The sequence below is a fragment of the Chengkuizengella sp. SCS-71B genome (genome assembly GCF_040100845.1).
Taxonomy (GTDB): domain Bacteria; phylum Bacillota; class Bacilli; order Paenibacillales; family KCTC-33759; genus Chengkuizengella.
This window is the reverse complement of the sequence record NZ_JAZHSH010000001.1, coordinates 886,051-898,737: the sequence shown is the minus strand read 5'-3', so window position 1 is coordinate 898,737 and position 12,687 is coordinate 886,051. Positions and strand designations below refer to the sequence as shown.

General features: G+C 34.0%; 11 protein-coding genes. 3 read left to right on the top strand and 8 right to left on the bottom strand.

What is annotated here, in order from left to right:
* Positions 1-21: 21 nt before the first annotated feature.
* Together VQL36_RS04400 and VQL36_RS04395 are read left to right on the top strand one after the other, a co-directional pair.
* Positions 22-414, top strand: coding sequence for a hypothetical protein (locus tag VQL36_RS04400; RefSeq protein ID WP_349248146.1), 393 nt, complete (start codon positions 22-24; stop codon positions 412-414).
* Positions 411-1,478 (top strand): phosphodiester glycosidase family protein, encoded by a 1,068-nt coding sequence (locus VQL36_RS04395; RefSeq protein WP_349248145.1) that lies wholly within the window; start codon positions 411-413, stop codon positions 1,476-1,478. Before VQL36_RS04400 ends, VQL36_RS04395 begins: the two co-directional genes overlap by 4 nt.
* Positions 1,479-1,822: 344 nt before the next feature.
* On the opposite strand, the gene VQL36_RS04390 is transcribed toward VQL36_RS04395, so the two are convergent.
* Positions 1,823-2,068, bottom strand: coding sequence for an AbrB/MazE/SpoVT family DNA-binding domain-containing protein (locus VQL36_RS04390; RefSeq protein WP_160647100.1), 246 nt, complete (start codon positions 2,066-2,068; stop codon positions 1,823-1,825).
* A gap of 102 nt (positions 2,069-2,170) precedes the next feature.
* Positions 2,171-2,632, bottom strand: a complete 462-nt coding sequence (gene trmL / locus VQL36_RS04385; protein ID WP_349248144.1) for a tRNA (uridine(34)/cytosine(34)/5-carboxymethylaminomethyluridine(34)-2'-O)-methyltransferase TrmL — start codon at positions 2,630-2,632, stop codon at positions 2,171-2,173.
* A gap of 197 nt (positions 2,633-2,829) precedes the next feature.
* Between trmL and VQL36_RS04380 the strand changes: the two genes are divergently transcribed.
* Positions 2,830-3,342: a hypothetical protein gene (locus tag VQL36_RS04380; protein ID WP_349248143.1), complete on the top strand. Its 513-nt coding sequence runs from the start codon at positions 2,830-2,832 to the stop codon at positions 3,340-3,342.
* 135 nt (positions 3,343-3,477) lie between these two features.
* Here VQL36_RS04380 and serC read toward each other — a convergent pair whose 3' ends face one another.
* The 6 genes from serC to VQL36_RS04350 all read right to left on the bottom strand — a co-directional run bounded on the left by serC (position 3,478) and on the right by VQL36_RS04350 (position 12,687).
* Positions 3,478-4,560 carry a 3-phosphoserine/phosphohydroxythreonine transaminase gene (serC, locus tag VQL36_RS04375; protein WP_349248142.1) on the bottom strand — a complete coding sequence of 361 codons (1,083 nt, stop codon included), beginning with the start codon at positions 4,558-4,560 and terminating at the stop codon, positions 3,478-3,480.
* A gap of 159 nt (positions 4,561-4,719) precedes the next feature.
* The gene (locus VQL36_RS04370) at positions 4,720-6,924 is read right to left on the bottom strand and encodes a tetratricopeptide repeat protein (RefSeq protein ID WP_349248141.1); all 2,205 of its coding nucleotides are present in this window, start codon (positions 6,922-6,924) and stop codon (positions 4,720-4,722) included.
* Between the two features lie 49 nt (positions 6,925-6,973).
* Positions 6,974-8,170 carry a hypothetical protein gene (locus tag VQL36_RS04365; RefSeq protein ID WP_349248140.1) on the bottom strand — a complete coding sequence of 399 codons (1,197 nt, stop codon included), beginning with the start codon at positions 8,168-8,170 and terminating at the stop codon, positions 6,974-6,976.
* Positions 8,171-8,763: 593 nt separating this feature from the next.
* Complete coding sequence (glnA, locus tag VQL36_RS04360) at positions 8,764-10,188, bottom strand: type I glutamate--ammonia ligase (protein WP_349248139.1); 1,425 nt, start codon at positions 10,186-10,188, stop codon at positions 8,764-8,766.
* 299 nt (positions 10,189-10,487) lie between these two features.
* Positions 10,488-11,531: a 3-deoxy-7-phosphoheptulonate synthase gene (gene aroF, locus VQL36_RS04355; RefSeq protein WP_349248138.1), complete on the bottom strand. Its 1,044-nt coding sequence runs from the start codon at positions 11,529-11,531 to the stop codon at positions 10,488-10,490.
* A gap of 205 nt (positions 11,532-11,736) precedes the next feature.
* Complete coding sequence (locus tag VQL36_RS04350) at positions 11,737-12,687, bottom strand: 4-hydroxy-3-methylbut-2-enyl diphosphate reductase (RefSeq protein WP_349248137.1); 951 nt, start codon at positions 12,685-12,687, stop codon at positions 11,737-11,739.

Sequence of the window (12,687 nt, the reverse complement as noted above, 5' to 3'; positions counted from 1 at the left end):
GACATCGAGGTGAAGATACTGATGAATGAGAAAAAAAAGAAAAGAAATAAATGGCTAAGTATCATCTCATATTTCTTGCTCTGGGCATTCTTAATCAGCAGTGGAATATTTGGTAGTAAAATATACATCGAGCATTTAAAACAACAAATAGTATCGGACTTATCAAATCAAATGGAAAATCAACTTTCAAATGTACAATCAGATGTTAATGAACAAATTAGTGTTATGGAAAGTAACATTCTGATAGACATTGAAGCTCTTCAAGAGCAAATCAATTCCTTTAATGAATTATTAAGTTTCACTAAGGACAGTACGAACGACCAAACAGACAACAGTAATCAACTTTATTCTCAATTACTCCAATTAAAAGACCAGCTAAACAAATTGCAGCAAGAATTGGATCTTATTAAATGAAATATACATCTATAAATAAAACAATAATTTTAGCTATTGCTCCTTTTTTAGGTGCTTTCATTTTATTATATATTTCAACTATTCAAATTAAGATTTCTGAGCCGCGATTAGCACCTGTATCAACTGTTTCTATTAAAGAACAATCAGAGGGAATGTTATTAGATTTAAACGAAGCAAAAATCCAAATAAATGTAATTCATTCTTCCCTTTCTAACTTGTTTCAAATCTATAATCAAAGCGCTGAAACTGCAAATCAACTTGTTAATATAGCTTTTGCACAGGTAAATAAACCTGGAATCATATATGACAAAAGAATTCTAAGCAAATTAGGGTCCCCTATTAAACATATTCGATCAGATAAAATTGATTTGAAGTTATTTAATATCGTTGAAGATCATTATAGAGGTTATGCTTTAAAAGTTGAGCTAAAATCAATGGATGGTATGGATATGGTATTAGCAAAGAATGAACTTGGTAAAAGCGAAACGACTTTACAAGCTGTACAAAGAACTGGAGCCATAGCAGGCATCAATGCAGGAGGATTTGCTGATGATTTTCGTACAGGAAAACGTTATCCTTTGAGCACCACGATAGTGGATGGTAATTATGTTACAGGGTTTGAAAAGAGTTTTAAAGACTTATTTTTTGCAGGTATCAACGATAAAGGAAAATTAATTGGGGGTAAGTTTCAGCAAAAATCTTACTTAGATCAACTTCAACCCAGGTTTGGTGCTAGTTTTGTCCCAATTTTAATTCAAAACCAAAATAAACAAACCATTCCACATAAATGGTTAACTTCTCCTAAGAGAGCAGCTCGGACCGTAATTGCCAACTATAAAAATGATCACTTATTATTTTTAATAACTGAAGGTCAAGATACACAAGGAAATTATGGCGCGTCATTAGTAGAACTGCAGGATAAATTAATGGAATTAGGTGTGATTGATGCTTACAACCTTGATGGAGGCGGTTCTACTTCATTAGTATTAAATGGTAGTATCATAAACCAACCTAGCAGCGGGAACCTAAGGCCGATACCCACTCATTTTTTATTTTTTAAGTGAATGGATATATTAATAAGTGAATTTTCATAAAGTTTTAAGTCAACATTCATTAAAAATTCGAAATTTCACATTGGTTTTTTATATTTACTTGGGTATAATATATTTAACTGTTTATGTTACCGCCTAGGAGGTTAAGTTCATGTTTTTGCTTTCTTCAACATTTTGGCTTGTTATTATTGTGTTTGCAATGTTTCTAACAGCCATGTTAACTTCATCGTTTAGTGACGATAAAACAAAGGGACTATAAGAGGTTGTTCAAAAACTTAACTAAGTCCAGTTATTAAAAAAACAAACTCTAATGATTATTTCTAATCAATGGAGTTTGTTTTTTTATGATTTACTAATTAAACAAATTGTTGCATTTCACCTAGGCAAGAAGAGCAGATGTATTTTTCTTTGTATTCAACCACATTATCAGAAGATGTGCAGAATACACATCTAGGTTTATATTTTTCCAAAATGATATGATCACCTTGAACTAATATTTCTACTGGGTCCCCTTCATTCATCATATACCTTTTACGTAATGATTTTGGTAATACGATACGCCCAAGCTGATCTACTTTGCGAACAACACCCATTGGCTTCATATATATTTTCACCTCATTTTTAATTTATCTAGAATAACATTCGACATAAATCGATAATTTCCTTCTATTTTCGCTAATTTTTATCTAATTTTATAACTTCTACTAATCCATGTTTGAAAAGCCTATTTGCCTCAAAGCATCATAAACAATAACAGCTGCTACATTGGATAAATTTAGTGATCTTACGATTCCTGTCATCGGCAATCTTATACAGGTTTCTTCATTAGCTTCTAACATTTCCTTAGGCAAACCGGACGATTCTTTTCCTAAAACAAAAAAATCTCCATCTTGATATTTAAAGTCAGTATATAAATGATCCGTTCTCGTTTCTACAAAGAAAAATCGATGATCTGAATATTTAGCTTGGAGGGCTTCAAAAGACTCATGATGTTCAACATCCACTTCATGCCAATAATCTAATCCAGCTCTTTTTAATGCTTTATCATCTGTTTCAAAACCCAGTGGATGAACTAGATGCAGTCTGGCTCCTGTGGCTGCACAGGTTCTTCCTATATTCCCTGTATTTGATGGAATCTCTGGTTCTACTAGTACTACGTGTATCATATAACCTCACCTTTACTTTAAGCTAATCAGTATTTTAACACATATTTAATGTAATTACTTATAGGTTTTAGATTTCAATTTTGAACTTTTTGGTAGGGTAATATATTCTTAATAAATTTTCCACTTTTGTCGAGGAGCAAGCGCACAAGCTTTTCATAATGAATATGAATATTCTATTATGAAAGGAGGGAAACTGTTTGAAAATAAAGCATAAAAAAAGAGATACAGTTTGTAACTGCTGTGTAAGACCAATGAAAAAAATATTGCAACAGCTCGTTGGTAAAACTACTATATTAACTACGGAAAATGAATTCTTTAATGTAAATGATCAAGGAGAAATAGAGCCTATCGAAATTATTGCTGTGAAAGGTTGTGTTGTTGAAACATCAGTCGGATCTTTCCCAATTTCTCAAGTAAAAGGTGTTTCTGTTGACGAAATTATAGATGATATTAAGCTGCTTCCTATCAGGAGAAGTAATAGTGCATGTAAGTGTATCGAAGATCCAGCCACAAAACTATTGAAGAATAGTATAGGAGACACCGTCAGTCTAAGTGCACTCATTCCTTTATTTGCACTTGAAGGAGCTGGCGTTGAAATTTTAGATGTTGGAGAAGGTATTGTACTATTTAATATTATATTTCAAGGTGTACCAGTAAATGCAGTATTATCAACTTGTATTATAACTCGTGTAGGTCCCTTTGAGCCTTAATAAACTAATAACAATTAATATGATTTAAATATAAAAACGAAAAAAATTAAAATATATTAATAAATGAAGTTAATAAGGAAGATACGTCTAGTTATTCAAGGCGATCTTCCTTTTCATTTCTACCTACTCTTCTATTTATCCGTTCCTTTTTTGGAACTCGATCATAAACTCACTCAAAGCTTTACAGCTATCATAAGGAACAGCATTATAAGTTGAAGCCCTCATCCCTCCAACACTTCGATGACCCTTCAGGCCAACAAAACCATTCTCCTGAGACTGTTTCAAAAACTGTTTTTCCAATTGTTCATCTTTTAATCTAAAAGGAATATTCATGATTGAACGATCCTTTTGATCCACTGTACCAATATAAAACCCTTGACTCTCATCAATCACATCATAGATCAATTTTGTTTTTTCACGATTCATTTTCTCTATTTGATCTAACCCACCTTTTTCTTTTATCCACTTTAAAACCAAATTCACCATATAAACAGAATAAACAGGGGGGGTATTATATAAAGAGTTTGCATTAATATGCGTATCATACCGTAACATCGTTGGAATGTGATCAGGGATGTCTTCTAATAAATCTTCCCTGAGAACAACCAAAGTTACTCCGGAAGGTCCTAGATTTTTTTGTGCTCCAGCATAAATCATTCCAAATTGAGATATATCTATAGGTCTACATAATATATCACTAGACATATCCGCTATCAGTGGTATGCTTCCGGTATCTGGAAATTGTTGATATTGAATACCCTCTATTGTTTCGTTTGAAGTAATGTGTAAATATGCACTATGATTATGAAGCTGAAGTTGAGTTATATCAGGGATGTGTGAGAATTTTTCTGGCTGAGCTGATACGATGGTTTCACCAATTAACTTGGACTCTTTTAATGCTTTTTTACCCCAACTTCCTGTGATTATATAGTTTGATACTTTACTAGCATTAAAAAAATTTAATGGTATCATTGCAAATTGCGTGCTAGCCCCACCTTGTAAAAATAAAGTTTTATATCCAGACGGGATGTTCAGAAGTTCTGATAATAATTCCTGTGTCTCTCCGTTTAATTGTTCATACTCTGCGCTGCGATGGGATATTTCCATTATAGACATCCCTATCCCTTGATAATCAACCAACTCTTCCTGTGCTTTTTGCAATACCTCTAGAGGTAGAGCTGCTGGACCTGCATTAAAATTGTATGCCCTGTTACTCAATAGGAATCCACTCCTTTATCCGAATATTAAACTAGCAAACGGAATTAATTATTAGTTTTTTCTTTTATTTATGCATATGATAGCAGTATTCTACGTTGTGTTCAAGATAAAATATCCCACAAAAGTGAAGAAGGTTTGACGATAGAAAAAAGTGGAGCATTACGCTCCACCTTTACTCGTCACTTTAATTAAATTGTCCATCTCTTCCGCATAAGGCGTATCGCCAAAAGAGAGATGTCTTTTCCAATCCTCATGCCCTTTCTCTACCTCACCTGATTTAATAAAACATATTCCTCTTCGGTAATATGTGTCTTGTTCATCAACATCTCTAAAAACAAATGATTTAGTATAATCCTTTATAGCTTCATCCCATTTTCCAAGCGCTTCATATACCCAGGCTCTGTTGTAATACAACGTTGCATTCTCTTCTATTGATAATGCTTGTTGTAAATCGTTAACTGCTAGATCAAGTTTTCCAAGCTCATAATATACGATTGCTCTATTCGTATATGCTTCACACAATTTTTGATCGCTCATAAGTGCAGCATCAAAGGCGCGAAGTGAATCAACAAAGTTTTCCTCAGCCAGTTCTATTAAACCTAACGCACATAATAAATGAGGGTTTTCTGGTTCAAGTTTCAACCCTTTCTTCACATCTTCCCTAGCATTTAAATAGTCCCCACCTTCATAGAGTAAAGTGGCTCTATTCAATAACCCGTCAGCATGTTCTGGTTCAATATCTATCAAATAGTGATAATCGGATAACGCTTTCTCTCTAATGCCAAGACGATTATAGGCTGCTGCTCGATTGTAAAATACTTCAGGGAATGGTGGACTAAGTTGAATTGCGTTATTATAATTCTCTATTGCTTTCTCCAGAAGGCCAATCTTACTATACAGATTCCCCCGTTCAAAATGGTATTCTGGATAATTAGGGTCAATTTCAATGACCTGATCATAAATCTGTATCGCTTCATCATACCTTTTTAGGGAAACTAAGATTTGAGCTCGATTAAATAAAAGTACTGAACGATGAAGGAGGTGCTCATCAGGCTCTAGTTTATCTTTTAATGTATTCCATCCATCAGTAACTAAACGAAGTGCTTCCTCTGGATTTCCTAAATGAAGCTCTATTAGGGCTAAGCCATTCTCATTAAATACAATCTGAAAAACTCTATTTTTATCATCACCTTCTAATTTTTTTGCGTGCCTAATGGCCTTTAATATCCATCCTTTCGCTTTGATGTGCTCTTTTTCTTCTTGAAATCTTGTATAGAGCATTGCTAGAGCATATGATGCCTGCATGTGAGATAAATCCTCAGTTGTATTATTTAAAACCTCTTCATAAAGGATAGGTATCTCTTCTGTCCGTCCCAGAGCAGCTGATGACAATGTAAGTTTAGTAGTAAAAGCCCACATATTAACCATATCTTCTTGCCAATTAAGTAATGAACGCCCACGCCTACTAAAATCAATGGTTGCTTCATAATAACCCATATCTACACAATAATCCATAGCTTCTAATAGAACTTCTACAGATTTAGGCTTATTCCCGATCCGTTCTGTATGGTAGGGAATAGATCCTATATGTAAACTCCATTGATTCATTCCAATGAGTTCATTCAGTCGTTCAAGATGAAATTGTTGACGATCTTTTGGAGAAATTGAATTGTACGCAGCAAGCTCATTAGAATCATCAGATGTTCCATCAGAGAAGATGAATTCCTTTGCAAGTTTTAATTGTTCAATCTCTGAATAATTATTAATGCCTACCTCTTCCAAAATAGAATTTGAAATAGACGTCTCGTTTGAATATTGATCTAATGCAGTTTTTAATTGTTCATGCGGTATTTCATATTTAGAACTAATAATAATTTTAATCTGCTGTGGATTTGCACGCCTAAGGAAATTCGCTAAAAACTCCGCATCTAGTGGATCACATTGATCTACTTCTTCAAAAACAATAGTTATTGGACCTACAATTTGAGATATTGTTATTTCATTGAATAAATCGATGAGTCCATGAGTAATCCTTAGAGTTCGTAGTCTTGAATAAAATCTTGTTCTTTCCTTTGGAACTGCTAGAGAAGTCAGCGTTTCTTCTCTGGTGGAAATCAATGTTTTTAGTTCCGGCGCTACCGATAAAACTTCAATACTATGTTTTTCAACAACATCATTCCACTTTTCATATATAGTTGGGATTAGCTTGCGCAACAATTCACCCGTGCCTGTATAGGGTCCCCTGCGATAACGATGGGACTGAACTACAATCATAGGTCTATCTTTCTCTGCCATGTATTCTTTTTCACGATCACTTTTTTTATTTCCTATGATCCACCTATGAATTATATTTTTTTCGTTCATTACTTTCATCCTTTCTATAATCAACTGTTTCCACCTTGCTTAAGCCCCTTCAAACACTAACCCCTGATCTTTTCCTTATATTCCTTCTTCCTCTAAAAAACAGATATAAAACAGCTCCTAACTCAATTCCAAATAGCAATAGAAAAATTACTGAATCTAATACATACACTTCCCCTTTATATAAATTCACAAAAACACTAGATAAAAATTTAATAGCAACTGGAAGCAGATAAACCAATATTCCCACCATAAAAGCCCATCCAATTGAGTAAAAGATACTATACCAACGGGCTACTTTAAGATCACGTTCCGTATATTTATCAAAATTAATCGTTTTTCCACTCCGAATGAGTCTATACCAACTATATTTCACATACTTTCGTGTTATTTCCTGAAGATTTATACAATCTAAAATCGAAATCATAATATAATAAATATCTGTCTGTAAATGGAAATAAAATTGCCAAATTAGACGTAGGAAGGTTGTCATAGCTAATGCTAAACAGAAAGCTCCAAATCCTTCTATCGCTCCTGTTTTTATATACAACAATCCAGCAATGATAACCAAAAATGAATACCAAAGAATATCTCCTAGCATGCCTGCTAAAAATGGAAGATAACGATTTTTCTTAGGAATCCCCCATATACCTGGCATAGAAGTTGTAAATACAAGAAAATACATTCTATAACCTATACCAAATTTTGATGGCAACCCTAATCTTCTTCCAGCTAGGTAATGCATTGATTCATGAATAAATAAACCGGGCAACTGTCCAAAGAGTATCCCTAACGTAATAACGACAGAATATTCAGAAAATAAAATGTGTTCACGTTGAGGTATAACCCTTGGGTTATTAAATATGAACAATATGCAAGAAAGAACTATACTAGCATATAAAATAAAAGCCCAAGGTGAAAACGCATATTGACCTGCTCTTTGCCAAGCAATCTTTTCTTTTTGAATAACCTCTTCCTCGCCTTTTTCTTCATTAATAAATTGAAGTTCGTTTAAAGTTTGTAGAAAATCATCTATATCTATTTCTTCTTGATATGTTTGTTCATACCAATCTATTGCTTCCTTCATTGTAACACCTGCTTGAAGCTGTTTTACTAGATTTGCTCCATCTTCTGGAAACAAGGCAAACAAATCGGTTCCAAATCGTCCTATTAGCACCCCTTCTTTTTGATCTAAGAAGGTGAGTGGATGAAGTTGTATTCTTTGATCTTTATTTTTCGTACCTTCCATCTTAAAAGGCCTCCCATATGCATGAAAGTGGAGCATCTTGCCCCACTTTCATGTAAATATTGCCTAAAAGTTCATTTTACTGATTCTGTATAGTTTTATTAAAATTGTACACATCCTCCTGCGTATAAGGCTGCTGCTAATGATGTTAATTTTACTGATTCTGTTTTCTTAACAGTAATCTTTTTCATTTGTATCTTCTCCTTTCTATAAAAAATATTTGAAAAATGATATCATTTTCTCGAGTAAAATGCTATCACAAACTAGAAATTTATGTATCTTTGATAATTAACATTTATAGTTAATTAATGATAAAAAATTATATAAAAACACCATAAAATGTATTTTGATATACATATATGTATATTTACCCTTGATTTTCTAAACTATAACTAAAATAAAAGCTACTATCGGATCTTCTCGGAGAAGTAGTTAAAAAAAATAGACCACCTTAATTGGTGGCCTTTTTCAAATAAATGATTAGTGAACTCGTTTAAGCAAAGCTTAAACATCTAGAAGTCAGATGGAGATTCTGCTCCACCTGACTTGAAGTACCACCTATAGAGGTGGGCGTCTGTACACAAAATATTTTTAGATTAACAGTCGTAATATAATGAGAATTCATGTGGATGAGTGCGAATTGCGATTTCTTTTGCTTCATCACGTTTAAAACTTATATAATGTTTAATAAATTCTTCTGTAAATACTTCGCCTTCAGTTAAAAATTCATAGTCTGCTTCAAGAGCATCCATTGCTTCTTCTATATTTGCTGGTACACTGCGGATTTCATTTTTCTCAACATCAGATAATTCATAAATATTTTTGTCCAAAGGACCGTATCCTTCTTGACGAGGATCAATTTTGTTTTTAATTCCGTCTAAACCAGCCATTAACATCGCTGAAAATGCGAGGTATGGGTTAGCAGTTGAATCAGGTGTACGGAACTCAATACGAGCACCTTTAGGCGTTACTGCAGCTACTGGAATACGAACAGCTGCTGAACGATTTCCTTTGGAGAATACAAGGTTGACAGGAGCTTCATATCCAGGAACTAATCTTTTGTATGAATTAGTACTAGGATTAGTTAGAGCAATTAGGGCAGGAGCATGTTTTAAAATTCCGCCAATATAATACATACCAAGCTCACTAATGTTTGCATATGCCCCTTTTTCATAAAATAGTGGAGTATCGCCATTAAAAATACTTTGATGTACATGCATTCCGCTACCGTTATCTCCAAATAAAGGTTTTGGCATAAAAGTAGCCGTTTTTCCAAATTTAATTGCTGTATTATGAACAATATATTTATACTTCATTAAATTATCTGCTGTATCAACTAATGTGCTGAAACGGAAGTTGATTTCTTGCTGTCCAGCAGTAGCAACCTCATGGTGATGACGTTCAATTTCTAATCCGGCTTCTTCTAAAACTCGACAAATTTCACTGCGCAAGTCTTGAGTTGTGTCTGCTGGTGAAACCGGTACATACCCGCCCTTATTGCGAATTTTAAATCCTAAGTTTCCGCCTTCTTCTTCACGTCCTGTATTCCAAATTCCCTCGTCAGAATCAACAGAATAAGAAGAAACATTTTGCCCACTTTCAAACCTTACATCATCAAAGATAAAAAATTCAGATTCTGGTGCAAAAAAGGCTGAAGTACCAATACCCGTAGATTGCAGGTATTCTTCTGCTTTTTGAGCAATATTTCTTGGATCACGATCATAACGGTCGCCATCAGGTGAAAAAATGTTACACATAATGTTCAATGTGTTATGTGCAGTAAATTCATCTACAAAAATAGATTCAGGATCTGGCATCATAACCATATCTGATTCCTCTATCCCTCTAAAACCAGGGATGGAAGAGCCGTCAAAAGCTACTCCGTTTGTAAAAGTACCTTCCTCAACTGCTGAAGCAGGCACAGTGATGTGATGTGCTTTACCTGATAAATCTACAAATCTAAAATCTACAAACTCTATGTTTTTTTCCTTAATTGTAGCTAAAACGTTTTGAACTGACATCCTAATTCCTCCCATTTCCGATTTTTCCGAACGTTAACTGATAATTTGTCCGCTAATGTTCAAGTTTTTATAATTAACGTTATTATAAAACTTGAACATATGATAGTCAATAGTCATGTAAGGTATTTTTAAGTTTAATGTTAGATATTCTTACACAATGTTCATAGGTTTGGTTTTTATTTCTAAAAATATAAAAAAATTGAAAAGTTTAAGGTAAAACAAAAAGAAAACCGATATAAAAGAACGGTTTTCTTTTTGTTTTACACTATTTATTCAGATATACAATTTTAATAGTCTAGTTATTTTAATACAGGTTCTTTTATAGTATTGAACTTTTTGCCCATTAACGGCGCTAATTTTTCTATATCTTGTAATAGAGAAGTGAATTGATCTGGGAACAATGATTGCACCCCATCACCTGTCATTGAATTATCAGGATCTGTATGCATCTCTACAATCAGACCATTCGCACCAGCAGCAACGGAAGCTTTTGACATTGTTTCAACTAGCTCTCTACGTCCTGTACCATGACTTGGATCAGAGATCACTGGTAAATGACTTAATTGTTGTAAAACTGGAATAGCCGTTAGATCGAGGGTATTTCTTGTGTAAGTTTCAAACGTACGAATTCCCCTTTCACATAACATAACGTTCGGATTTCCACCTGCTAATATATATTCCGCTGCATTTAATAGCTCATCATATGTCGCAGAAAATCCTCTTTTCAATAATACAGGAGTATCAATTTCCCCTAATTTACGCAACAAATCAAAATTTTGCATATTACGAGTACCTATCTGTAAAATATCAGCATGTTCAGCTATCACGTCTACATATTCAGGAGTCATTACTTCTGTAATGGTTAGAAGACCGTGTTTTCTACCTGCTTCTGCCATCATTTCAAGTCCCTCTACTCCAACACCTTGGAAACTGTACGGACCCGTTCTAGGTTTGAACGCACCTCCGCGTAATACTTGACCACCAGCCTCTTTAACAATCGCAGCAATTTCATCCATCTGCTGAGCAGATTCAACTGCACAAGGACCACCCATGATGACTAAGTTTTCTCCACCAATTTTAACACCTTTTATGTCAATGATTGTATCATTTGGTTGAAAATCACGACTAGCAAGTTTATATGATTTTGTAATTTTAATTACATCTTCTACGTCTTTCATTTGACGCATCTTCTCAGCTAAAATAGGATCTGCTTTTCCTACAATTCCAATGACAGTACGATCCGTTCCTTTTGATATATGTGTCTTTACTCCATATGTTTCAATATGTCCTACAATTTCTGTCAAACGACCTTCACTAATAGTATTTGATGTAATAACGATCATGATTTCCACACTCCCAGTTTTTATATATAAAATTTGTCATACCTTTTATAAATGATATGACTACCTCTTCTAATGGCACCAAGAAGAGATTTTGTTATATTCACTCTAGTGCCTATTTGCTTCAACGCTTATACGCTTTTAAGTGTTAAAGTTAATATATATTATTTTCCCTCTATAGTCAAGTAGTTTGCAAAAAATGGTACATTTATTTAGATGATTTTATTTTTGCTCGCGGTAATAGTTTATCTTTATTAATCGTGCGCTGGATACCTTTTGTACTATCATCATTTGGATCATATTGTTCCAAGTATTCAATCACTTCTTTTGTAATCAAAGTTGGAGTTGAGGCACCTGATGTTACCGCTACATTTCTAATATGTTTCAACCACTTTTGTTTTAATTCTGATACGTCTGCTATTCTATATGCTTTTACCCCTGATATTTCCTCAGAAACTTGAGCTAAACGATTAGAATTATTACTTCTTGGGTCCCCCACAACAATTAATAAATCAGCATCTCTAGCCTGATTGGCTACTGCTTCTTGTCTTACCTGAGTAGCCAAACATATTTCATTATGGATTTCTGCAGTTGGATATTTTTCAATTAAACGATTAATAATATGTCGAATATCCCATTGACTCATGGTAGTTTGATTTGTGATAATAATGCGCTCAGCATTTATATTTAACTTATCAATTTCTACTTCTTTTTCAATTAAAGTCACATGATCTGGTGCAATACCCATAGCACCTTCGGGCTCAGGATGTCCCTTCTTTCCAATGTATATGACTTGATAACCTTCTGCCGCTTTCTCACGAATCAAATCATGTGTTCTTGTTACATCTGGACAAGTGGCATCTACAACCGTTAATCCTTTTTCCCTCGTTTTTTTACGCACTTCTGGTGATACACCGTGTGCGGTAAAAATCACTGTTCCCTTATCAACTTTCTCTAATATTTCTAGGCGATTTTCCCCATCTAGGGTAATCACACCTTCTTCTTGAAAAGCATCTGTAACGTGTTTATTATGAACAATCATACCCAATATATATATGGGTTTTGGTAAATCTAAGTTTTTCGCTGTTTGCATAGCAAGTACCATAGCATCTACAACACCATAACAATAACCTCTAGGGGAGATTTTGATAACTTCCAT

Excerpts from the sequence above, each read along its gene's own strand:
- glnA (WP_349248139.1), bottom strand. The coding sequence starts at position 10,188 with ATGTCAGTTCAAAACGTTTTAGCTACAATTAAGGAAAAAAACATAGAG.
- VQL36_RS04390 (WP_160647100.1), bottom strand. The coding sequence starts at position 2,068 with ATGAAGCCAATGGGTGTTGTTCGCAAAGTAGATCAGCTTGGGCGTATC.
- VQL36_RS04350 (WP_349248137.1), bottom strand. The coding sequence starts at position 12,687 with ATGGAAGTTATCAAAATCTCCCCTAGAGGTTATTGTTATGGTGTTGTA.
- VQL36_RS04370 (WP_349248141.1), bottom strand. The coding sequence starts at position 6,924 with ATGAACGAAAAAAATATAATTCATAGGTGGATCATAGGAAATAAAAAA.
- VQL36_RS04365 (WP_349248140.1), bottom strand. The coding sequence starts at position 8,170 with ATGGAAGGTACGAAAAATAAAGATCAAAGAATACAACTTCATCCACTC.
- VQL36_RS04400 (WP_349248146.1), top strand. The coding sequence starts at position 22 with ATGAATGAGAAAAAAAAGAAAAGAAATAAATGGCTAAGTATCATCTCA.
- trmL (WP_349248144.1), bottom strand. The coding sequence starts at position 2,632 with ATGATACACGTAGTACTAGTAGAACCAGAGATTCCATCAAATACAGGG.
- aroF (WP_349248138.1), bottom strand. The coding sequence starts at position 11,531 with ATGATCGTTATTACATCAAATACTATTAGTGAAGGTCGTTTGACAGAA.
- VQL36_RS04395 (WP_349248145.1), top strand. The coding sequence starts at position 411 with ATGAAATATACATCTATAAATAAAACAATAATTTTAGCTATTGCTCCT.